Source organism: Streptomyces griseus, from assembly GCF_001715295.1.
Taxonomy (GTDB): domain Bacteria; phylum Actinomycetota; class Actinomycetes; order Streptomycetales; family Streptomycetaceae; genus Streptomyces; species Streptomyces griseus_G.
On record NZ_MDKB01000004.1, the window covers coordinates 570,749 to 591,403 of the forward strand.

Consider the following 20,655-nt stretch of genomic DNA (forward strand, 5'->3'; position numbering starts at 1 on the left):
GCAAGGCGGGCACGGTGCCCGAACTGCCGTCTCACCAGGTGGTCTTGACTCACAACCGGGAGGCTGGCATTGGTTTATGTCACCGCGCTGGAACCCGAATCCTGACGTCAGAACCGGTCGCCATGTGGTCTACAACCTGCACGTTCACTTGGTTTTTGTTACGAAGTACCGGCGGAAGGCGTTCACCGACGCCATGCTGACCCGCACCGAAGAGATCATGCGGGACGTCTGCGACGACTTCGAGGCCGAGCTGAAACAGTTCAACGGCGAACAGGACCACGTCCACCTGCTCGTGCACTACCCGCCCAAGGTCCAGCTCTCCAAGCTGGTCAACTCCCTCAAAGGCGTCAGCTCCCGCAGACTCCGCCAGGAGTACGACAGCCACGTCCGCCAGTACCTGTGGGGCGGACACTTCTGGTCCGGCTCCTACTTCGCAGGATCATGCGGCGGGGCACCCCTGACCGTCGTCAAGCAGTACATCGAAAACCAGCAACGTCCCCTCTGACCGTCACCCCGGAAACGCAGAACACTCCGGCGCTCCGCGCCTCCGGACCAAGGACGGCCTTCACCCCCGCCCTGAAGGACAGAGCACTGGCCAAGATCAGAGGTAGATCGATTGCGGTCGTACGGGCTGCTGCCTGTTTCTCAGCGCTCGACGGGATGACCGCGCTCGAAGCGCGCTCCGGCACGGCCAGACCGCGGTGAGGAGGGGCCACCAGAAGACCGGCTGCTCACGCGGGTGCGCGGGTGGCCGGATCGGCCGACTCGACGGCTGGGGACGAACGGCCGCTCCCTCGAAGCCGTGATGTCCTGTCCCTCCGTCGGGATCATGCCGCTGTGATCGAGGTTTCAGCCGGGGAGGCGGAATTCTGTTGTCCGCGGACAACAGGCACGGCCTGGCGATGCCGGCCCCAGCCGAGGCGGTGGACGACCTGGCGGAGCTCTCCGGACCCGACGCCTCGATGCTGCCGCAGGTGGAGAGCCTGCGGATCTCCTCGGCCGGCGTCGCCGCGGCCGTCGCCCGCCGTGCCGAACGGGACGGCGTCCTCCGGGCGGCCTTGGCGGCCCGCAGGTCCAGAACGCCATGGGGCAGCCGGAATACGCCCGACCGGTGACGTCGTCGATCGACCCATCGGTATCCCGTATCCTGCGTCGTCATGACGCGCGCGTGGAAGCTGCCGATACTGCTGGTGCTGTGTGGGGCGGTCGTCGCGGCGGGGCAGTTCCTCAGGGGGGAACCCGGCGAAGCCCTGATATCCCTCCCGCTGTTCCTCCTGTTGGCGGGGATACTGTCGCCCCTGGTCTTCCCGAAGCCGGTCGACGCACAGGAGGCAGAGCGCCGCAGCGCCGCCGACGGCCGTCCGATCGTCTTCTGGCGATCGGGCTGCACGTACTGCCTGCGGCTGCGCCTCCGGCTGGGCCGTGATGCCCGCCGGCTTCACTGGGTCGACATCTGGCGCGACCCCACAGGAGCGGCGGTGGTGCGGGCGGCCAACGACGGCGACGAGACCGTGCCCACGGTCATGGTCGCAGGCCGACCCCATGTCAATCCCGACCCGGAATGGGTTCGCGGCCAGCTCTGAGGGCTGTCCCGCACTTCCCGGTGGATCGGCGTGCGGCGTCGGATGCGGGGCATCGCACGGCGGAGGGACGTCCGCATACGGGATGGAGGGGCACGTTCCGACAACGCGGCGAGGTGCCGCAGCTGTCGTCGTGCGCCCGCCGGGAATTGCGGGACAGCCCTTGGTAGGGCTTCGTCGGGTTTGTAGGGGGTGTGGGTATGTCGCGGTGGCAGGTGGGACAGGTGGGGCAGGCGCCGGTCCAGGTGGCGAGGAGTGTCTGGAGCTCGCGGACGGCTTGGTAGAGGCTCAGGCCGGCGCCGCGTCTCTTGGTGACGGGCCAGTCGTTGCAGGGTGCAAGGTGTGGGCGGCCGGAGTCGAGGGTGACGCGCTGGTGCCAGCCGGTGAAGGTGCGGCCTTCGAAGTGGGCTAGTCCAGGGCCTGTTTCATCTCGCGGTAGTCGTGTGCGATGCAGCTCGACAGCCGCCCACGCACAACGCTCGGCTGGGAAACCTCAGCCGAGCGCCTGCATGAACTGATCGCGGCCTGATCGAACCGGCCACGTGTGGCGACGATCCCTGGAAAAACCGCCTCGGCAGCACGAATTCGGGAGGCAACGGCGCTGCCCCGGCTCGAGGACGCGTCAGCGGCAGGCCGGAGGGGGCTGGAGGGTGGCAGTGCAGGGACTCGGCCGTTCAGCGGCTCCGGTCGGCGCGGTCGACGAAGTCGCCGACCGCGGTGGCGAAGGCGGCGGGCGCCTCCTGTGCGACGAAATGCCCGACGTCCGGGATCGTGACCGCGGTGACGTCGCCGGCGACCTGGCGCATCGTCCGCTCGGTGAAGGGGGCGTTGATGCCGTCGACGGCGAGCACGGGAACGGTCAGCGGCCGCGACTCGGCCAGTGCCCGCATTCGGTCGCCGCCGGTCAGAGAGGAACGGTAGAGCCCCTCGGTGCCGCGCCAGCCGCCCGGCCGCGCGTAGGTGCGGGCGAACTCGTCGAGGTCGGCCTCGGTGACCCCGCCCGGCACCATCGTCATCACCGAGACGGCCCAGTCGAGCATCACTCGCTCGCGTCCGGCCAGGATCAGCTCCGGAATTCCCGGGGCGGCCAGGAATCCCACGTGCCAGGAGCCGCCGTTCCTCACGTCGGCCAGCATCTCCCAGCCGTACCCCGGAAGAGTGGTCTCGACGCCGGTGAAGCTGAGGACGTCGCCGGGGTGCGTGGCCGCGAACGCGAAGACCGGCCCGCCGCTGATGTCCTGACAGGTCACGTGCACGGGTCCGACGCCGAGGTGGGCGACCAGCAGGTGCAGGTCCTCCGCCATGGTGGCCACGTCGTGGTCGCCGTCGGCGGTGCCGGAGTCGCCGAAGCCGCGCAGGTCGACGGCGAACACCCGGTGGGTGGCGGCGAGCAGCGGGATGACGTCGCGGAAGGCCCACCAGGACTCCGGCCACCCGTGCACCAACAGGATCGGGGAGCCGGTGTCGCCCGCCGAGACGTAATGCAACGTGGTGCCGTTGACCTCGGCGGTGTGGTGCGTGACGCCCGCCACGGCCGGTGAGGCGGTCACGAAAGAGCTGGTCATGCGATGACTCCCAAAATAGACAACCAGGTTGACTGCAGTGTTGGTCAACCTGGTTGTCCAAGTCAAGGAGAGATCTAGACTGTGGTCATGTCCTCACGATCCGGCGCCGATCTCGCCCTGCTGCTCCTGGGCAGCTATCGCAATCTGGTGGACGAAGTGGTCCGGGAGCTGGCGACCCGGGGATACCCCGACGCCCGGCCGTCGCACGAGTACGCGATCCGGGCCATCCGAGCCGGCGCCGAGAGTGCCTCGGACTTGGCCCGCAGACTCGCCATCACCAAGCAGGCCGCGGCGAAGACGATCGCCGCGCTCGTCGAACGCGGGTACGTCACCACCGAGACCGACCCCGCCGACATCCGCCGCAAGAACATCTGGATCACCGATCACGGGATCGGGCTGATCACCGAGAGCACGGCGATCTTCGACGAGGTGCGGGCCCGCTGGGAAGTGCGTCTGGGCGCCGCCGAACTTGCCGAGCTGGAAACGCAGCTCGCCCAATTCGTCGGCGACTCGCCCATCAACCTCGACGCTCCGGGCTGGGCGGCGGGACAGGAACTGCGTTAGTGCTCTGACCGGGAAGGTTCGCCGGGTCGGCGGTTCCAGCGGTTGGATGTCCGGAGACGTCCGACCCAACCGTTGGGGGTGTGGTGGCTCAGCCTGTCCGTGTGTGCAGGTTGACCGACCAGGAGGGGCAGAAGCTGCAGCAGATCGTGCGCCGGGGCAGCACCCGCTCGGTGCGATACCGGTGCGCGATGATGCTGTTGGCCTCGGCCGGCGGAAACCGGGTCCCGGTGATCGCGAAGCTGGTTCAGGCTGACGAGGACACCGTCCGCGACGGGATTCACCGGTTCAACGCGATCGGCCTGGCCTGCCTGGACCCTCGCTGGGCGGGAGGCCGTCCCCGCCTGCTCAGTCCTGACGACGAGGATTTCGTCGTCCAGACGGCCGCCACCCGCCCGACCAAGTTCGGCCGGCCCTGTCCGGATCGGCCGCGAGGCATTACGGTGCCTGCTCGCCCGCCGCGGCATCACCTTCCAGCGCACCAAAACCTGGAAGGAGTCGCCCGATCCCGAGTGTGACGCCAAGCTGGACCGCATCGAGGAGGTGCTGGAACGCTTCACGGACCGCGTGTTCGCGTCCGAGGAGTTCGGGCCGCTCGGCATCCGCCCCACCGCCGGGGTCGGCTGGGCTCCCGCCGGTCACCCCGAGCGCCATCCCGCGACCTACCACCGCACCCACGGGGTGCGGTACTTCCACGGCTGCCATTCCGTCGGCGACGACCGGCTGTGGGGCGTCAACCGCCGTAAGAAGGGTGCGGTGAACACCCTGGCCGCACTGAGGTCGATCCGGGCCTCGCGCCCGGACGGTGCCCCGATGGCCACTGCGGCAGTTCACGATCGCCAACTCCAACCACCGCAACCACAGCGTGCAAACCCGGGCCCTGCGCGCCTGCCTGCGCTGGCGAAACACCACCACCCGCCACCCCGACATCCTCGCGGCGCAGCGTCGCGAACGTGCCCGCTTCCGAAGCGAGAAGGGCATCCGCTGGGGCGGACGTCCCTTGCTGTCGCAACCTGAAGGATCTGACGAATCCATGCGGTCGCGGCCCGAACGTGCAGCAGAGCACCGGACAGACGAATCACTCGCGCATACGGCCTGACGCGGGTGAGGCGAGCATCGCTTCAAGGATGCGTTGCAGCTCAACGCGGTCCTGGGGGGTGACCCGCGCCAACCTGCGGTCGTACTCCGCCGCGAGAGCTGCAAGTGCTCGATCGCGTGCTTGCATGCCCTCAGCGGTCAGCACGAGCCGATGACGCCGCAAGTCCGCCTCGTCGATCTCGCGACGGACAAAGCCCTTGGCGACGAGGTTGCGGACGTAGACCGTCACGCTCGCCTTGGGCAGCAGCAGCGCAGTCGCGATCTCAGCCGGGTACGGCGATGCCTTCACCTCGGCCAGGACGAAAAACTCCTTCGTCTCCAACCCGAGCTCGGCCAGCTCCCCCGTGCAGGCATCCATCACCACACCCAGCAGCCGCTGGTTCAGCGTCCACAGCTGCGCCCCGTCGACTGACATCGACCCTCCACCCAGGTGATACAGTTTCGTATTAGTTTTGTATCGTACAAGATGTTGTTTTGTACTGGACTCCTATGGAACAACACTCTCACGAAGGAAGCCAGGCATGCTTCAGCACCTCACGATCCCGCGCGGTCCCGTCAACCTCGCCGCGGACCTCCACCTGCCCGACAATGCCGACAGCAGCGCACCGCTGCGCGCCGTGGTGCTCGCCACCCCGGGCAGCAGCGTGAAGGAGCAGATCGGCGCCAACTACGCCTCCCGTCTCGCCGCCCGCGGCATCGCGGCGCTCGTCCTCGACCCCGCCCATCAGGGCCAGAGCGAGGGCGAGCCCCGCGACCTCGAAGACCCCTACCGCCGAGGCGAGGACATCTCCTACGCCATCGACGCGCTCACCACGACCTCCGGCATCGACCCGCAGCGCATCGGCGTCCTCGGCATCTGCGCCGGTGGCGGCTACGCCGTTCACACCGCCCGCACGGACCACCGCATCAAGGCGGTCGGTACGGTCGTCCCCGTCAACATCGGCGTCGCGTTCCGCAGCTTCTCCCCCGACGGTCCGGCCGCAGCACTCGACGCCCTCGCGGACGCACGTACCGAAGAGGCCCGCTCCGGCGAGATGACCCGCGTGAACTGGCTGCCCGACACCCTCGAGGACGCCGCGGCAGCGGGCCTGACCGACATCGACACCACTCAGGCCGTCACCTACTACCGCACCGAGCGCGGCGGTAACGAACACTCCACGAACCGGCGCCTCCTGCGCAGCGACTCCCACCTGCTGGGCTACGACGCGTTCCACCTGGCCGATCAGCTCATGACCCAGCCACTCCAGGTCATCCTCGCCGGACGCATCGGCAACACCGGCTCCTACGACACCGGCATGCAGCTGTGGAAGCTGGCCCCCAACCCCGTCGACCTCATGGTGATCGACGGCGCCGGCCACTACGAGATGTACGACGAACCCGAATACGTCGACGCTGCCGTCGAACGACTCGTCAGCTTCTATGCGAACAACCTGTAAGGCATACGAACCGGTGAACCTATGCGGTCACAGCACTAACGGTCAGCCGAGGGTCGTGGTCGGCCGCCGGCACAGACCCTTCCGGCAACGGGCCACGTTTCTCCTGTCCTGGTCGGCGGCCTGTCCAGTGCTGTGACCGCGTGGCTTCGTTGGATCGTGCAGACCGCGGCGGCGAGGGGGCCTCTGCCCCCGCGGGTCCCTTTCCCGTTGCGGATGCGGGCGCGCTCCCTGCGTTCGGACCGTCCTGGTGGTCTTGTCCAGGTCCTTGCGAGATGGCCAGGGGCACGTTGTCCGCGGACAACACGCGGCCCGGGGCTCGCCCAGCACGCAGATGCCGACTGCGGCGAGAGTGTCAGGCGTTGCGCGCTGAGAGCTGTCAGGGTCATGCGGTAGGAACGCAGAACGGCTGCCGAACCGGACGGGGCCCCACCACGGCCGTCCCGCCCGGAGGCGAGCACCGCATGAGGGCTCTCTGCTGTCCTGGCACCGATCTCACCTGCGGTTCCGTACCGGGTGGGCGTCTACCCACCCGTTTTCCCCTCTCGGGGGAGGTCCTCCTTGTACAGGACGAGGTGCTCGTGGAAGAGCACACCGTCGCGGATGTCGCCGGTGGCGGTGAAACCGGTGTCGTCGACGTAGTCGAGGTGGTTGCCGGTGACCGTGTAGCGGCCGGTGTAGGCGCTGGAGCGGGTGCCGCGCGCTTCGTCGTACCGGCCGTCGGCACGCAGTTCCTGGCGGATGTGCCCGTCCGCGGTCACCCACATCCCGACCACGTCCACGTCACCGGGCCTTCGCCCGACAGCTCCCTGCGGCGGGCCTGACTGGTTCCTCACGATGCGCTCCTTCTCGATCAAGGGTGTGGCCACCAGCCTGTTCGGCCCGGGAGAAGGGAGCCAGGACGAGTCGTGCCGGGGTACGGCGCACCCAGGAAGCGGGCCCGGGCGCGGCGTAGCCTGCAAGGGTGACCAGCAACGATCTCGGAGATTTCCTGCGTGCCCACCGTGCCCGCCTGCGCCCCGACGACGTCGGGCTCGCCTCGTACGGCACCCGGCGGGTGGCGGGGCTGCGACGGGAGGAGGTCGCCGTCCTGGCGGGCATGAACAGTGACTACTACGCCCGCCTCGAACAGGGACGTGAGCGCAGCCCGTCCCCGCAGATCCTCGAAGCGATCAGCAACGCGCTGCTGATGGACGCCGCAGCACGCGAGCACATGTTCCGCCTGGCAGGCACCGCACCGGAAGGTTCGCGGCCCCGGCCGAGAGAGGTGGTGAGCACCGCGTTGCGGCAGCTGCTGGACGGTCATCCGCACGCTGCGGCGTTCGTCCTGAACCCGGCCAACGACTTCCTGGCCTCGAACGCGCTGGCCGACGCGCTGTTCTCCCCGTTCGAGACCATGGACAACATGGCCCGCATGACCTTTCTCGACCCCGCCGCCCGAAGCTTCTTCGCCCAGTGGGAGCGGGCGGCGAAGGCGGTCGTCGCCGGGCTGCGCCACGCCACGGGTCTCGACCCGCACTATGCACGCCTGCATGACCTCGTCGCATCTCTGACCGAGGAGAGCGAGGAGTTCGCCGCCCTGTGGTCCTCGCACACCGTCCACGAGAAGTCACGTGACAGGAAGGATCTTCTCCATCCGGACGTCGGACACCTCGAACTGACCTACCAGACCTTCGACGTCCGCGGTGCGCCGGGCCAGCAGCTGGTGGTCTACCACGCCGCACCGGGAAGCTCCAGCGCCCAGGCGCTCTCGCTGCTCGGCAGTCTCCACGCCACGCACCACCGGGAGCGCGCCTCGGAGGAGTGACCCTGGTGCCGGAGCAGCGGTTACTCATGGTGCAGCGGTAGAGGGCGACGGCCGCACCGCGCGTGCGGGGAGGTGGCGGCGACGGTCCGACGACGGCTGTTCCGAGTGACGAGCTCGCAGTTCAGAAGAGTGCTCCCCGCGCCTGCGAGGATGGTCCCAGCGCCAGCACCGTGTCCGCGTCCGGCGCGGCGTGCTTCCCGTGCCCGCGGGGATGGCCCCCGACGCTCCGCGTGCCGTGCCCCGGGACAGCCGCTCCTACCGACCGTCGCCGCAAAGCCGCCCAGGGCCGAAGCGGGGCCTCTGACGGCGTCGCGGCTCCGGTTGTCCTTCTGGTCGCGTCGGAGTACCTGCCCTTCCGGTCCGGGAGGTCGCTGCGCCGTTGGAGCGCCGTGTACTGGCCCATCCGGATGAGGTGATCACCGAAGTCCTGGAGCGCGCCGCCCTGTCTCCCGCAGGGCCCCTCCCGGTCGTTGACCATCATCACGTCGTCGGCATGGTCACCGGTGCGGACCTCGTCCGTGCCCCGCGACCGGCGGTCGAGCCCGCCGCAATGGCCCCACCGGACGGCCGGGCAGGACACAGCCGCTGACCGGCACTCCGGGGCAGGGCGTGGGAGGTCCCGTCGCCGACGGGGAGTTTCAGGGAGTGTTTCGACACCGTGGTTGGTCGCAGAAAGAGACACCGGCTCGCCGGGTCCGTCCCGCCGGGCCGAGTCGACGACTCACACCGATGGTCGCGTCGCGCTTGGTGGATCTTCTCCGGCGCTGTCCTGGTCGCCCTGGCCGCAGCGGCGGTGGTGCGCAGGAGTGAGGTCGCCGGCGCGGTACGGCTGGTCGCCGATGTCGATCCACTGATGCTGGCCGCCAGTGCCGTGTGCGAGGGGGCGTCGCTCCTGTTCTTCGCCGGGGTGTGGCAGTGGCTCGTGAACGCCGGCGGAGGCGGTTGGGCCTTGCGCCGTGCGGCGGCGCTGACCCTGGGCGCGAACGCGGTCGCCGGAGCCCTGCCCGGCGGGGCGGTACTGGCCACCGCCTGGGCCTACCGCCAGTTGTGCCGCCGTGCGATCGGCCCCGAGCTCGCGGCGGCCGTTCTTGCCGTCGCCGGTGCCCTGTCCGCCCTGGGCCTCGGCACCCTCATGACCGTGGCACTCGTCGTCTCGGGGCCGTCCGCCCGGACCGTGGGCGTCTGGACGATGTCCGTCGTGCTGGCAGCGCTGGCGGCGGCAGGCGCCGGTGCCGTCCTGGTCCGGCGGTCGAAGACCGTACGAAGGTATCTGCACAAACTCTGGGCCAAGGCATCCCGGCATTCCACCTGGGCGCGCGACCTCGGTGCCGCGGCGGGCAGGGTCGCCGAGCAGGCATGGCACCTCAAGCCGGGACTGCGCCCCTGGATCTCGCCTGCCGTCCAGGCCCTCCTCAACTGGGTCCTCGATCTGGCATGCCTGGTCCTGTGCATGCGCGCTCTGCACATTGCCGTCCCCTGGCCCGGAGTGCTCGGCGCGTACGTGCTCACCCAGATTCCGGCGACCCTGCGGCTGACACCCGGCAACATCGGTGTGGTCGAAGCGGGCCTGGCCGCGCTGCTGTCCGCTTACGGCGTGCCGCCGAGCCAGGCGCTCGCCGCCGCGCTGCTGTACCGGGTCGTCAGTTACTGGGCCGTCCAGCCGATCGGCTGGTGCTGCTACGCCGTCATGTCCCTCCACGGCAGGCATCGGTAGTGCAGCAGGGCGCACGGCCGCCCGGGTACTTCGGAGGACGTAAGCCTGGGGCTCGCAGGGAGACCGTGGCATCCTCGCCGGATCGTCGTCCAGGACGTCGGGGCCACCGCCCCGGGCGGGCCGGCCTCCCGCGCCGCGGCCCTTACGCCGGCGGTGACGTCCTCCGGCGCCCCGGACTCCGGGCGCCGCGCCGGCGACCTGCCCTGTCGTGTTCTCAGCACAGATCGACCCGGCGCCGGCCTGCGCCCGGGGCTGCCCGGCCTCTATCAGCCGTGAGGTCCGGTGGTCGATGCCGTTGTGCGCCGTCGGATGAGCCAGCGGCGTAGTTCGTCGGCTCCCCATACCAGGAAGGGGAACGGAAGGACAAACGCGATCATGCCGGGAGTGAGAGCGGCGGTGCCCAGGATGTCCTGGAAGGGTGGGGCGTAGATGAACAGGGCGGCCAGGGCGATCTCGAAGGCGATCCCCCACAGCAGGAGAGGGTTGGTGAAGACGCCGATGGAGCGTAGGGAGGCGCGGTCGGTTCGGGCGGCGAAGGCTGTGCCGACCTGCCCGGCGATCATGCCGAGGAAGGTCATGGTGGTCGCTTGCTGGTAGGCGTGGTGGAGCGGGCCGCCGGGACCGGTGGGGTCGCCGGGGTGCCAGCCGGCGTGGATGAGGACGGCGAAGAATCCCGCCATCTGCAGGGCGGCGCAGATGACGCCGAGGAAGAGCCAGGCGCGCAGCAGCATGGGGCCGCGGATGACGCTTTCGGAGCGGGGGCGGGGCGGACGGCCCATGAGGCCGGGTTCAGCCCGTTCCCGGCCCAGGGCGAGGGCGGGCAGGGTTTCGGTGCCGACGTCGAAGGCCAGCAGCTGCATCACGGTCAGAGGGAGCGGGATGGCGCCGCCGGCCAAGGCGAACACCAGGAACGGTGTGACCTCGGGGGTGGTGTGGGCGAAGATGTAGCAGATGAACTTGCGGATGTTGTCGTAGATCCGTCTTCCGGCCCGTACGGCCGTGACGATGGTGGCGAAGTTGTCGTCGGTGAGGACCATGGTGGCCGCTTCGCGCGCCACGTCGGTGCCTGAGCGTCCCATCGCCACGCCGATGTCGGCGCGTCGCAGGGCGGGGGCGTCGTTGACCCCGTCACCGGTCATGGCGACGACGTGGCCCTCGGCCCGCAGCGCGTCGGCGATGCGCAGTTTGGCCTCCGGTGAGCTGCGGGCGAAGATCAGCTCGTCGCCGTGGCGTAGCAGCTCGTCCAGGTCGGCCTCGCGCATCTGGTCGAGTTCTTGAGCGGCAACCACGGTCGGGTGTTCGCCGCCGATGCCGACCTGGTGGGCGATCGCGGCGGCGGTCAGGGCGTGGTCGCCGGTCACGACGATGACGCGTATGCCGGCGTCGTGGCAGTGTGCGACAGCCTCGGCCACCTCGGGGCGTGGTGGGTCGGCCATGGCAGCCAGCCCGATCAGGGTCAGGTTCGCTTCGGTGGCGGCGCGGCTGTCGGGCAGGGCGGAGGGGTCCAGGCGGCGTTCGGCCAGGGCCAGGACCCGCAGGCCCTGGCGGGCAAGGGCGTCCACTTGTTCTTCCACCTGGTGGCGGGTCTCGTCGTCGAGTGGCTGGGTGCTGCCGTCGGCGTGCAGGACGCGCGTGCACCGGGGTACCACTGCCTCGGGCGCGCCTTTGGTGTCGGCCCACACCGAATGGTCGCGCTCGTCCACGGTGGACATCAGCTTGAGCACCGGGTCGAAGTGGAACTGCCGGCGGCGGCCGTGCTTCCGGTCCGCGGCGCTCAGACCGTGCCCCAGAGCGGTGGCGGCTTCCAGGAGGGCGAGCTCGGTGGGGTCGCCGAGGGGCCCGTCGGCTGTTTCGGGCTGCGCGTTGTTGCACCGGGTCATGACCGCCGCGAGTGCGCCCAGTGCCCGATCGCCGAGCTCGGCGTCGTGTGGGACGGCGGTGTCGGGGATCGGCCGGCCCCCGGCGGCGGTCCAGACCTGGGTGACGTGCATGCGGTTCTCCGTCAGGGTCCCCGTCTTGTCGGTGCAGATCACGTCCGCCGACCCCAGCGTCTCCACGGCGCTGAGCCGTTTGACGACGGCACCCTGCCTCACCAGCTCGCGCACGCCCAGCGCCAGCGCCAGGGTGATCACCGGCAGCAGGCCCTCGGGAACGTTGCCCACCAGCAGGCCGACTGCGAACACCACCGCGTCGTGGAACGACAGGTTCGCCCCGAACACCGCCAGCGGGAGGAACGCCAGGCCCATCACCACCGCGATCAGCGCGATCAGCCACGCCACCCGCCGCACCTGGCTCTCCAGCGGGCCGACCTCGCGTTCGACCCGCTCGGACAGGGCGGCGATCCGGCCCAGCTCGGTGTGCATGCCGGTGGCGAAGACCAGTGCCCGCCCCTCTCCTTCCGTGCACGTGGTCCCGCTGAACACCAGATCGCGGGCCTGCAGCAACGGCACGCGCGCATCCGTCAGGTCCGCCGACCGGTAAGCGGGCATCGACTCGCCGGTCAACGACGACAGATCGACCTCCACCCCTCCCGAGATCAGCCGCGCGTCCGCCGAGATCCGGTCCCCCTCCTCCAGCAGCAGGACGTCACCAGGAACCAGCGCGACCGCCTCGACCACCTGCTCCTGACCGTCCCGCAGCACCTTGGCCCGCTCCGGCAGATAGGCCGCCAGCGCCTCCACCGCCCGCTCCGCCTGCATCTCCTGCACGAACGCGAACGCGGCATTGACCAGGATCACCACGACGATGGCCAGCGCCACCGCGACGATCCCCGCCCACCACGCCAGCAGCGCCGCAGCGCACAGCAGCAGGGCCAGCGGATGCGTGAACTGCCGCGCCAACTCCCCGGGCCAGCGCCGGCCACCGCGCCGCTGCAGCGTGTTGGGCCCGTAGTGAACCAGCCGCCGCGCCGCCTCCCGCGCGGCCAGCCCCTCCCGCGTACTGCGCAGATCACGCAGCAGCAACTCCGCCCGCTCCTCGGGATCCGGCCGGTCCAGGACCGGTTCTTCTGCCTCTCCCCGGAACTCTGCAGGCACGGCCCCTCACCCCGTCATGAGGGCGGGGCCCTGACATGAGTCCCGCCGGGTCGATGTACCGAAGTGCATCTCCGTCACCACCTTGCTCTGCGGATCAGCCACTTCCGGCGTGAGCGCGGTCCCTGCACGGGGCCAGTCACGCCGGTCATCTCCGGGCCGGAACAGGGCGCAACCCGGCTGTCCGCGCCCCGTGGCCGAAATGGGGCACGTCGTCACAGCGTGTGAGACGGTCCACGCCGCACGGCCGGTCCGGTCAGGCCCCACCCGCTCCCTTCGCGTCCGCACGCGTCGAGCCGGTGCCGGCCGGGAAGAGCGGACGAGGTTCCGGGCCGCGAAGGCCGCCGCAGCCGTACCAGCAGCACCTGCGCACCGGGCCGTCCCGGCCGCGGGAGGGATCTCCGGGCGGACGGGAGGCGAGCGGACACGGCCTCGGCCATCGAGCCGGAGCTGCACCCTGCCCGCCCTCCCCGCAGCTCCGCGGTCCCCTGCACGACGCCCTCCGGTACCCGCCGGCGTCGTGCCACTCCAGCGGCACCCTCACACCAGCCGAACGCCCGCCGCCACGGCCGTCGCCCTCGGCCGACCACGCCGCGACCCCGTGGCGGGAGGCCCGCCGGGCACTGCGCACACCGGCGTAATGACCCTGAGCAGCGCCCTCCGCTGACGCAGCGGTAATCGGTACGGCGACCGCGGCGAAGATCCAGATCAGCCGCGCCGGCCACAGCTCCGGCCGGTCCGACGGCCGCCGCGGACACCCGGCACGAGCCCGCTTCGGCCTTTCGCGCGACCGCACGGAGCAGACCCTCCATGATTCGAACGCCCACCCGATGACGCTCACCTCCTCTCGGCCGGACCCACCCCATGTCCGCACGGCGGCGTGCATCCCACCAAGGGCCACACAGCCCCCAGTCGTACCCCCACCGGTCCTGTGGCAGAGGACCTGCCTTTCCCCGGAAGCCCGATGTCCGGCGCTACGCATGGGACACGGAGAACCGCCTCGTGTCGGTCACCACCCCCGACGGGACACAGCGGTGGTACCGCTATGGATCTCTGGGCCGCCGTAGCGCGAAGCAGCATCTGGCAGCCGATGGCGAGAGGGCACGGGTGGAGTCCCGTCTCACCTGGGCGGTCACACCCTCTGTGAGCAGATCAGCCATCGGCCGGACGGGAGTACGTCGCATTTACCGGGAGCACCGCGCCTCGTTTCCCTGGATCAGACCGAGCGTCTCCGCCACGTCCGGGAGGGGTACGGGTACGTACCCGTATCCTTACGGAATGGGAAGGAGCCCGATGATGTCTGATGCCAATGTCCGTATCCCCGAAGAGGCCAAGGACCGCCTCGCCGCGATCGCGGCTGCGGAGGGTCTGTCGCTGCGCGCCTATCTGGCCCGGCTGGCGGAGACGCTGCTGACACCGGCTGAGCGCGCCGAGCGAGCGGAGAAGGCTCTGGCGGCCTTGAAGGAGTGGAGCGGCTACGCCCCGACTCCTGCGGAACAGGACGACCTGGATCTTGAGCTGGACCGTCGCCTGGCGCAGGCGGCCGACCGGTGAGCGACTCCATGCACATCGTCCTGGACGAGACGGCGATGGCCGCGGCCGGGCAGGGGAATGTCCTCGCCTCCCGGCTCATCCACCGTGCTCACGCGGAACCGGGCTGGTTCCTGTACGTCCCGGCGTGCGCGCTGGTCGAAGCCGACCGCGCGCGGCCCGGTACGGCGGAGCACCTGGCTTCCCTGCCCGGCATCATCGTCCTGGATCTGGACCTCTCCGCGGCGCTGGCCGTGGCGCGGCAGGAGACCTGGGCGGCTGCCCACAGCCAGTACGCGGCGCAGCCGACACCCGACCGCCCGGACGGAGCGGTCATCGCGACGACTGCACCGGGCCGGTGGGCCGGCGAGCCGGTCCGGGTCCTGGATCTCACGTCCTGAGCAGGCGCCGGAAAAGCACGGCCCCGTTGCGAGGACCGCGTCACCGCCGCCGGGACCGTCCTGGTCGGCCGGGCCGTGAAGCGCCCTGGGCGAACGTGGGTGACCGCGAGTGAAGCCGGATGGCACCGACGGCCGTCCCGCCGCCGGTGGTCACGGCCGGCGGATCATGCCGTCCGCCGGGGCGATGAGCGCTCCCGCGTCTCACCTCTCAGCTTGCCCGAGTGCGGTGGGGCGGGGTCGTCAGGGCTTCAGGTGGTCGGCCTCCCGGACCTGGTGCAGGTGGATGAGGACCGGGTCGTGCCTCCGGGCCGTCGGCAGCCCGGCGAGAACACCTTCGGCCTCACCCCGCGGGAGGTGGAGGTCTGGCATCTGCTGGCCACCGGGTCGGACAACAAGGAGATCGCGCGGGCCATGGAGATCAGCGTCTCCACGGTGAAGAACTACATCACCAGCATCTTCGAGAAACTCGACGTGCGTGACCGGGCCCAGGCCGTGATCGCGGCCTACGAGTCGGGCCTGGCCGGATCCCCGCGGGCGACCGGCCCGGGCTGAACAAGCCCGCCGGTACGTGGGCCCTGAGGGCCTTGACCCCCGAGGCCCGATGCCGGACCCACGGGAGACCGGATCCTGAGGACCTGACGCCGGACATCTCGTGGTCAGGAGAGACTGCCCGCCGCAGTTCACGGCGGACGGAGTCGCGCCGTACGGGGCGCGGCCGGAGGCGTCGATCGGGGTCAGGGGTCAGGGCACCGGACCAGCGGCCGTCGCCGTGTCGGTGACCCCGGGGGCGGCCCGCTTCGCGGCAGCCGGCGGTGTGCGGTAGGCGCGGAGGGGCGCGTTGGCCGCGGCCACGGTGGCGATCGCCAGCACGGCGGACAGTCCGCCGAAGACCAGGGAGAAGGAGGCGGAGGTCGCCGACGCCAGCAGGCCACCACGGAAGTTGCCGAGTTCGGGGCCCGCGACACCGATGACGTTTTCCACCGACGAGACCCGTCCCCGATACGCGTCCGGGGTCTCCAGCTGGACCAGGGCACTGCGGGTGACGACGGACACGGTGTCGGCGGCGCCCGCTACGGCCAGGCATCCGAGTGCTGCCCACAGCGGTCCCGCCAGACCGAAACAGGCCAGCGCCAGGCCCCAGACACCGGCTGCGGACAGCTGGACCAGGCCACTACGGCGCCGGCGCGTCACCGTACCGGAGAGCAGGCCGGCCGTGATCCCCCCGACCGCGACGGCCGAGAGGAACAGGCCGAGGGTCTGCGGATCTCCCCCGAAGCGGCTCTGGTTGACCAGCGGAAAGAGCGCGACGGGCATGGCGAGCAGAGTTGCGGACAGGTCGGTGGCCATCGAGCCCCACAGCGCCGGACGGCGCAGGACGATCCGCCGGCCGCCACGCTCAGGACGGCGCCTGCCGCCTGCGGCGTCGGCGCCCTCGGGCCGCACGGCAGGCAGGCGGACCACCGCGAGCATCGAGACGGCCACGGCCACGGCCTGGGTCGCGTACGCGGCAGGGAAACCCCAGCGGGCGATGATCAGCCCGGCCACTGCGGGACCTGCCAGCATCGCTGCCTGGAACGAGACGTTGGTCAACGCGAGACCGGCCGCGACCTGGTCGCCCGGCAGCAGCCGGGCCGGGAGGGTGCGCCGGGCAGGAGCGCCGAGAGCGCCGCAGCTCGTCGCCACGGCGACCAGGGCGAGCAGCAGCAGCACGTCTCGGTTGTCCGCCTGGGCCTGGTACCACAGCGCTGCGGCGGCCAGCAGCTGGCCTGCGGTGGTGGCCCGTACCACCGTACGGCGGTCGACGGTGTCGGCCAACGTGCCGCCGAGCAGCCCGAACAGCACCATCGGCAGGCCGGTGGCGAGCCCGATGGCACCGGTGCCCACCGGACTGCCGGTCAGGTCCCAGACCTGGGCCAGCACCGCCACGGTGGTTGTCTGCCCGCCGAGTTGGGAGACCGAGGTGCCGATCCACAGGTCGCGGAACGGCCGGCTGCTGCGCAGGGGACGGGTGTCGAGGAAATGCGCCCGGACCCGCCCCCTCATCGCGGTGGCTCGGCGAGGTGGTGGAGGATCCGCTGCCGCATCGAACGGTGTTCCAGTGCCCGCCGTACCTCCTCGACGACCCTGGTCATCGCGTACGGGACCTCGCTGTCCAGCTCGGCGACCGTCTCATGGGTGGCGCGCCACTCCGCCTCCAGGAACGGCACGAGTGACCGGCCCCGCTCGGTCAGGTCGATCCGCCGGGTGCGGGCGTCGGGCCCCGGCTCGGAGGTGACCAGGCCCTCCTTCCGCATGGCGGCGACGGTCTGGCTGATCGCGGAGTGCGAGCGGTCCAAGGACTTCGCGAGCTCGCGAATGGTCAGGGGCCCGGTGTGGGCGAGCCGGATCAGCGGATAGGCGAACCGCGGCCGCACCCCCTCGATGCCACGCTCGACGTAGACCTGCTCGATCTCGGCGTCCATGCCTGCCAGAAGCTCGTGCAGGGAGTGCCAGGGATCGGGTAGCGCGGTGGGATCAGAAGATGTCACAGCGCTAATATAACAGCGCTGGTACAAATGAGACCGTGATCGGGCCCAGGAGCCGCTCCCCGGCCTCACCTCGTGCACGGGAGGTCCGGCCCGTTGCGCGCCCATCCGGGCACGCCACGCGGTTATGCGTTCAAGGCATACGCTGTCGCGCATGACGCAAGAAGACGGCGATCTGGACAGCCTCGTACGCACACGCATCCGCGCTCTGCGGGTGGCGCAGGGCTGGTCCCTGGAGGAACTGGCCTCCCGCGCCCATCTCAGTCAGTCCACGCTGAGCCGCATCGAGAACGGCCGGCGCCGGCTCGCACTGGATCAGCTGGTCACCCTCGCCCGCGCCCTGGACACCACGCTCGACCGGCTCGTGGAGACCGCCACCGAGGACGTCGTCACCAGCCCGACCATCGACAGCGCCCACGGCCGGATGCGCTGGGCCGTCAAGGCCGACCCCGGGATGAGCGTGGTGCGCCAGCGCATGACCGAACCGCCTCCCGAGAACCCGGCGCGCATGCGCGCCCACCCGGGGCGCGAATGGCTCGTCGTCCTGTCCGGTACCGCGATCCTCGTGCTCGGCCACCGCCGTTTCCGCCTCGAGACCCATCAGGCCGCCGAGTTCCCCACGATGATGCCGCACGCGATCGGCGCCGACGGCGGGCCCTGCGAGATCCTCGGCATCTTCGACCGCGACGCCCGCCGCGGCCACCAGGACGCCAGCGACGACGACTCCCGAGGCGGCCCGGAGGCACCGTGAGGCCGCGCGACGGCAACCCGCGGCGACGGCATCTTGCGCGTCGGGCAGCACTGCGGGCCATCATCTTGCGTATACAGGAAGGACGTATGCCGCAGGAGCATGCCCTTCGTAGGGTGACGAGCATGAACCACGCACCCGGCCACAACCCCCGCCACGGCGCTTCGCCCGATCATCGCCACGGCCACGCACCGGACGACCAGGCGGAGATCCTCGACCTGGACGCCGAGGTCCTCGCCGAACACACCGCCTCCCTCATCGCATGGCTGCCGCTGCGGACCGCGCCGCGCCACATGGTGGACCTGGGCTGCGGCACCGGAGCGGGCACCTTCGCCCTCCTGGACCGCTTCCCCGACGCGCATGTCACCGCCGTCGACACCTCCGCCGAACACCTGCAGCGCCTGCGCGCCAAGGCCTGCACCCGGGAGGTGGGGGATCGCGTACGCACCGTGCAGGCCGACCTCGACGAGGACGCCTGGCCCGACCTCGGCGCACCGGACCTGGTCTGGGCATCCGCCTCGATGCACCACATGGCCGACCCCGGCCACGCACTGCGCAACGTCCGCGACGCGCTCGCGCCCGGCGGCCTGTTCGCCGTCGTCGAACTGGCCGGCCACCCCCGCTTCCTGCCCGAAGACGCTCCCGAGGACAGGCCCGGCCTGGAAGAGCGCGTCCACACGGCGGCCGACCGCCGCCGAGCCGCACACATGCCCCACCGCGGCGCCGACTGGGGCCCGATGCTGAGCGCCGCCGGCTTCGCCGTCGAGGGGGAACGCACCGTCGCCGTCCACCTCGAAGGCTCGCGCAGCGAAGCGATCGGCCGCTACGCCACCGGCGTCCTGCAGCGCATCCGCGGCGTCGTCGCGGACAGCCTCTCCCCCGAGGACCTCACCGCGCTCGACCGGCTCCTGGACACCGGCAGCCCGCACGGCATCCTGCGCCGCGACGACCTGGCGCTACGCACCGAGCGCACCGCCTGGGCCGCCCGCCGCCTCTGAATCACGGGTGGTTCCACCCCGGGGGGCGGGCCGCCTCCTGCCTGAGGGCGGGCGCACACCGGCCGGCGACGACACGATCTCCGTCCCGCCGGTCAGCAGCACCTCGCGGCGAAGGCGCCCGCGCGCATGTCCCGTCACCGAGACCGTGCCGAGGGAAGCTGCGCGCACAGCGCCGGTACGCGAGGGCTACAGCCGGGGACGGGGGTCGATCGGCGCGAGCACACCGAGGCGGTCCTCGATCTCCTGGGCGGCGGACAGGCACAGGTCTTCCCGGAAGGCCCGCCCGATGACCTGCACGCCTGACGGCAGTCCGGCGGCGAGTCCGGTCGGTACGGCGACGGCAGGCACACCGACGAAGCTGGTCACCGTGCACAGGCGCATGCCCGCGGCGACCCGCTCCCGTCCCGCTTCGTCGCGTGACTCCAGCCCCGGCTCGACCGGCGGCTCGGTGAACACCGGTCCGAGCAGCAGGGGGTACTCGTCGAGGAACTCCGCCCAGGAGCGGCGGATGCCCAGCCAGGTTCCCATCAGCTTCACGAGCTCTGCGGCGTTCGCAGGCGGAGTCTTCTCCATGGCCATCCGGATGTAGCGGTCTCCGCCGTCGCCGAGCAGTTTCCGCACCGCGGGCCAGGCCGGCGCGAATTCGGTCATGGTGATCCGGCCGTACGCCTCGAGTGCCTCGTCGAGCCGCGGAACGTCCGCCGTCTCCCGTACGTCGTACCCCGCGTCGCGCAACGCGTCCGCTGCCGCTGCGAGAGCCCCGCGGACCGTCGGGTGGACCCCGTGGCCACCGGGGTCGGCGACGAGCGCGACCTTGACCGGGCCCGCCGGCGGTTCGCCGTGGAGGGGCACCGGCACGGCCCGCGGGTCGCGCGGGTCGGTCCCGGCCAGCACCTCGTAGGCGAGACGCAGGTCGGCGACCGTACGGGCCAGGGGCCCGTCGGTGACCAGTATCTGCGAGGCCGGCCCCGGGTCGTCCGGGCCGAGGACGCGGTGGTCGGCGGGGAACCGCCCGGGGGTCGGCTTCAGCCCGGTCACTCCGCAGAAGGAGGCGGGGATCCGCACCGATCCGCCGGCATCGTTGCCGAGTCCGAGCGCGGCCATGCCGGTGGCGACGGCCACTCCGTCACCGCCGCTGCTGCCGCCCGGGGTCCGGCTCCCGTCCCACGGGTTGACGGTGTCGCCGAACAACTCGCTGCGGGTGTGCATCCCGGCCAGGACCAGGGTGGGCATGTTGCTGTGCCCGATCGGTACGGCTCCCGCCGCGCGGAGCCGGGCCACGGGCGGTGCGTCCGCCGAAGCCACCAGGTCGCGGAAGCGCGGCGATCCGAGGGTGGTGGGCACCCCTTCGACAGCGGTGGACTCCTTCACCGTGAAGGGCACGCCGGCCAGCGGCCCGAGCTCTTCCCCCGCTGCCCGGCGCCGGTCCGTGTGCGCCGCAGCCTCGCGGGCTCGCTCGGCCACCACCTGCGTGACCGCGTTGACCTGCGGATTGACCTCCGCGATGCGCTCCAGGTGGCTGTCGACCAGGTCGACCGCCGATATCTCCGCCTCGGACCGCCTCCGCCTGGGCGGCGGCCGTCATGGCCCACAGGGCGTTCTGCCTGATCATCGTCTTTCCTGTCCCGATGCCGACGTGGTTGGGTCCGCACCCTAGCCCGGA

At 71.0% G+C, this 20,655-nt stretch carries 18 protein-coding genes and 3 pseudogenes; 13 read left to right on the plus strand and 8 right to left on the minus strand.

All coding sequences use genetic code 11. The annotated features are described in order from the left end of the window. The first annotated feature begins 76 nt into the window (after positions 1–76). The 3 genes from tnpA to BA175_RS24170 all read left to right on the plus strand — a co-directional run bounded on the left by tnpA (position 77) and on the right by BA175_RS24170 (position 1,583). Positions 77–505, plus strand: a complete 429-nt coding sequence (gene tnpA, locus BA175_RS24160; protein WP_079159760.1) for an IS200/IS605 family transposase — start codon at positions 77–79, stop codon at positions 503–505. A 367-nt stretch (positions 506–872) separates the two neighbouring features. Continuing rightward, positions 873–1,115: a hypothetical protein gene (locus BA175_RS24165; protein WP_069173584.1), complete on the plus strand. Its 243-nt coding sequence runs from the start codon at positions 873–875 to the stop codon at positions 1,113–1,115. 42 nt (positions 1,116–1,157) lie between these two features. Continuing rightward, complete coding sequence (locus BA175_RS24170) at positions 1,158–1,583, plus strand: hypothetical protein (RefSeq protein WP_069173585.1); 426 nt, start codon at positions 1,158–1,160, stop codon at positions 1,581–1,583. A 285-nt stretch (positions 1,584–1,868) separates the two neighbouring features. Here the strand turns inward: BA175_RS24170 and BA175_RS32325 are convergent. Both BA175_RS32325 and BA175_RS24175 read right to left on the minus strand, forming a co-directional pair. Next, positions 1,869–2,030: pseudogene (locus BA175_RS32325) on the minus strand (IS701 family transposase); the annotation flags it as partial. Positions 2,031–2,254: 224 nt separating this feature from the next. After that, positions 2,255–3,145 carry an alpha/beta fold hydrolase gene (locus BA175_RS24175; protein ID WP_069173586.1) on the minus strand — a complete coding sequence of 297 codons (891 nt, stop codon included), beginning with the start codon at positions 3,143–3,145 and terminating at the stop codon, positions 2,255–2,257. Between the two features lie 87 nt (positions 3,146–3,232). On the opposite strand from BA175_RS24175, the gene BA175_RS24180 reads away from it, so the two are divergent. Both BA175_RS24180 and BA175_RS24185 read left to right on the plus strand, forming a co-directional pair. Beyond that, the gene (locus BA175_RS24180) at positions 3,233–3,709 is read left to right on the plus strand and encodes a MarR family winged helix-turn-helix transcriptional regulator (protein WP_069173742.1); all 477 of its coding nucleotides are present in this window, start codon (positions 3,233–3,235) and stop codon (positions 3,707–3,709) included. 83 nt (positions 3,710–3,792) lie between these two features. Further along, positions 3,793–4,709: pseudogene (locus BA175_RS24185) on the plus strand (helix-turn-helix domain-containing protein); the annotation flags it as partial. A gap of 75 nt (positions 4,710–4,784) precedes the next feature. Here BA175_RS24185 and BA175_RS24190 read toward each other — a convergent pair. Then, on the minus strand, positions 4,785–5,219 hold the full coding sequence (locus BA175_RS24190; protein WP_069173587.1) for a MarR family winged helix-turn-helix transcriptional regulator: 435 nt from the start codon (positions 5,217–5,219) through the stop codon (positions 4,785–4,787). A gap of 106 nt (positions 5,220–5,325) precedes the next feature. On the opposite strand from BA175_RS24190, the gene BA175_RS24195 reads away from it, so the two are divergent. Continuing rightward, positions 5,326–6,240, plus strand: a complete 915-nt coding sequence (locus BA175_RS24195; RefSeq protein ID WP_069173588.1) for an alpha/beta hydrolase — start codon at positions 5,326–5,328, stop codon at positions 6,238–6,240. A gap of 521 nt (positions 6,241–6,761) precedes the next feature. Here the strand turns inward: BA175_RS24195 and BA175_RS24200 are convergent. After that, a complete protein-coding gene (locus tag BA175_RS24200) occupies positions 6,762–7,004 on the minus strand; it encodes an Atu4866 domain-containing protein (protein WP_069173743.1) in 243 nt (80 codons plus the stop codon). Positions 7,005–7,201: 197 nt separating this feature from the next. On the opposite strand from BA175_RS24200, the gene BA175_RS24205 reads away from it, so the two are divergent. Together BA175_RS24205 and BA175_RS24215 are read left to right on the plus strand one after the other, a co-directional pair. Further along, positions 7,202–8,044 carry a helix-turn-helix transcriptional regulator gene (locus BA175_RS24205; RefSeq protein ID WP_069173589.1) on the plus strand — a complete coding sequence of 281 codons (843 nt, stop codon included), beginning with the start codon at positions 7,202–7,204 and terminating at the stop codon, positions 8,042–8,044. Between the two features lie 658 nt (positions 8,045–8,702). Further along, complete coding sequence (locus BA175_RS24215; protein ID WP_079159761.1) at positions 8,703–9,758, plus strand: lysylphosphatidylglycerol synthase transmembrane domain-containing protein; 1,056 nt, start codon at positions 8,703–8,705, stop codon at positions 9,756–9,758. 266 nt (positions 9,759–10,024) lie between these two features. Here BA175_RS24215 and BA175_RS24220 read toward each other — a convergent pair whose 3' ends face one another. Continuing rightward, entirely contained in the window at positions 10,025–12,793 is a 2,769-nt protein-coding gene (locus tag BA175_RS24220; protein ID WP_217493230.1) for a cation-translocating P-type ATPase, read from the minus strand. A 1,293-nt stretch (positions 12,794–14,086) separates the two neighbouring features. On the opposite strand from BA175_RS24220, the gene BA175_RS24225 reads away from it, so the two are divergent. From BA175_RS24225 to BA175_RS31950, 3 genes are all read left to right on the plus strand, one after another. After that, positions 14,087–14,344, plus strand: coding sequence for a hypothetical protein (locus BA175_RS24225; RefSeq protein WP_069173747.1), 258 nt, complete (start codon positions 14,087–14,089; stop codon positions 14,342–14,344). Positions 14,345–14,352: 8 nt separating this feature from the next. Further along, complete coding sequence (locus BA175_RS24230; protein ID WP_069173746.1) at positions 14,353–14,721, plus strand: hypothetical protein; 369 nt, start codon at positions 14,353–14,355, stop codon at positions 14,719–14,721. Between the two features lie 297 nt (positions 14,722–15,018). Further along, positions 15,019–15,273, plus strand: a complete 255-nt coding sequence (locus tag BA175_RS31950; RefSeq protein WP_438947371.1) for a response regulator transcription factor — start codon at positions 15,019–15,021, stop codon at positions 15,271–15,273. Between the two features lie 189 nt (positions 15,274–15,462). Here the strand turns inward: BA175_RS31950 and BA175_RS24240 are convergent, their stop codons facing one another. Continuing rightward, the gene (locus BA175_RS24240) at positions 15,463–16,764 is read right to left on the minus strand and encodes an MFS transporter (protein WP_069173592.1); all 1,302 of its coding nucleotides are present in this window, start codon (positions 16,762–16,764) and stop codon (positions 15,463–15,465) included. Continuing rightward, a complete protein-coding gene (locus BA175_RS24245; protein WP_069173593.1) occupies positions 16,761–17,249 on the minus strand; it encodes a MarR family winged helix-turn-helix transcriptional regulator in 489 nt (162 codons plus the stop codon). The genes BA175_RS24240 and BA175_RS24245 overlap by 4 nt, the downstream gene beginning before the upstream one ends. Positions 17,250–17,400: 151 nt before the next feature. Here BA175_RS24245 and BA175_RS24250 point away from each other — a divergent pair, with 151 nt between their 5' ends. Together BA175_RS24250 and BA175_RS24255 are read left to right on the plus strand one after the other, a co-directional pair. Further along, a complete protein-coding gene (locus BA175_RS24250) occupies positions 17,401–17,997 on the plus strand; it encodes a helix-turn-helix domain-containing protein (protein ID WP_069173594.1) in 597 nt (198 codons plus the stop codon). Between the two features lie 122 nt (positions 17,998–18,119). Further along, positions 18,120–18,992 carry a class I SAM-dependent methyltransferase gene (locus tag BA175_RS24255; protein ID WP_069173595.1) on the plus strand — a complete coding sequence of 291 codons (873 nt, stop codon included), beginning with the start codon at positions 18,120–18,122 and terminating at the stop codon, positions 18,990–18,992. 186 nt (positions 18,993–19,178) lie between these two features. On the opposite strand, the pseudogene BA175_RS24260 reads toward BA175_RS24255, so the two are convergent. Then, positions 19,179–20,577: pseudogene (locus BA175_RS24260) on the minus strand (amidase). Positions 20,578–20,655: the final 78 nt, after the last annotated feature.

Bases quoted from the DNA above. Each gene is read 5' to 3' on its own strand.
- tnpA (WP_079159760.1), top strand. From the start codon at position 77: ATGTCACCGCGCTGGAACCCGAATCCTGACGTCAGAACCGGTCGCCAT.
- BA175_RS24250 (WP_069173594.1), top strand. From the start codon at position 17,401: ATGACGCAAGAAGACGGCGATCTGGACAGCCTCGTACGCACACGCATC.
- BA175_RS24180 (WP_069173742.1), top strand. From the start codon at position 3,233: ATGTCCTCACGATCCGGCGCCGATCTCGCCCTGCTGCTCCTGGGCAGC.
- BA175_RS24230 (WP_069173746.1), top strand. From the start codon at position 14,353: ATGCACATCGTCCTGGACGAGACGGCGATGGCCGCGGCCGGGCAGGGG.
- BA175_RS24255 (WP_069173595.1), top strand. From the start codon at position 18,120: ATGAACCACGCACCCGGCCACAACCCCCGCCACGGCGCTTCGCCCGAT.
- BA175_RS24200 (WP_069173743.1), bottom strand. From the start codon at position 7,004: ATGTGGGTGACCGCGGACGGGCACATCCGCCAGGAACTGCGTGCCGAC.
- BA175_RS24190 (WP_069173587.1), bottom strand. From the start codon at position 5,219: ATGTCAGTCGACGGGGCGCAGCTGTGGACGCTGAACCAGCGGCTGCTG.
- BA175_RS24175 (WP_069173586.1), bottom strand. From the start codon at position 3,145: ATGACCAGCTCTTTCGTGACCGCCTCACCGGCCGTGGCGGGCGTCACG.
- BA175_RS24195 (WP_069173588.1), top strand. From the start codon at position 5,326: ATGCTTCAGCACCTCACGATCCCGCGCGGTCCCGTCAACCTCGCCGCG.
- BA175_RS24225 (WP_069173747.1), top strand. From the start codon at position 14,087: ATGTCTGATGCCAATGTCCGTATCCCCGAAGAGGCCAAGGACCGCCTC.
- BA175_RS24240 (WP_069173592.1), bottom strand. From the start codon at position 16,764: ATGAGGGGGCGGGTCCGGGCGCATTTCCTCGACACCCGTCCCCTGCGC.
- BA175_RS24170 (WP_069173585.1), top strand. From the start codon at position 1,158: ATGACGCGCGCGTGGAAGCTGCCGATACTGCTGGTGCTGTGTGGGGCG.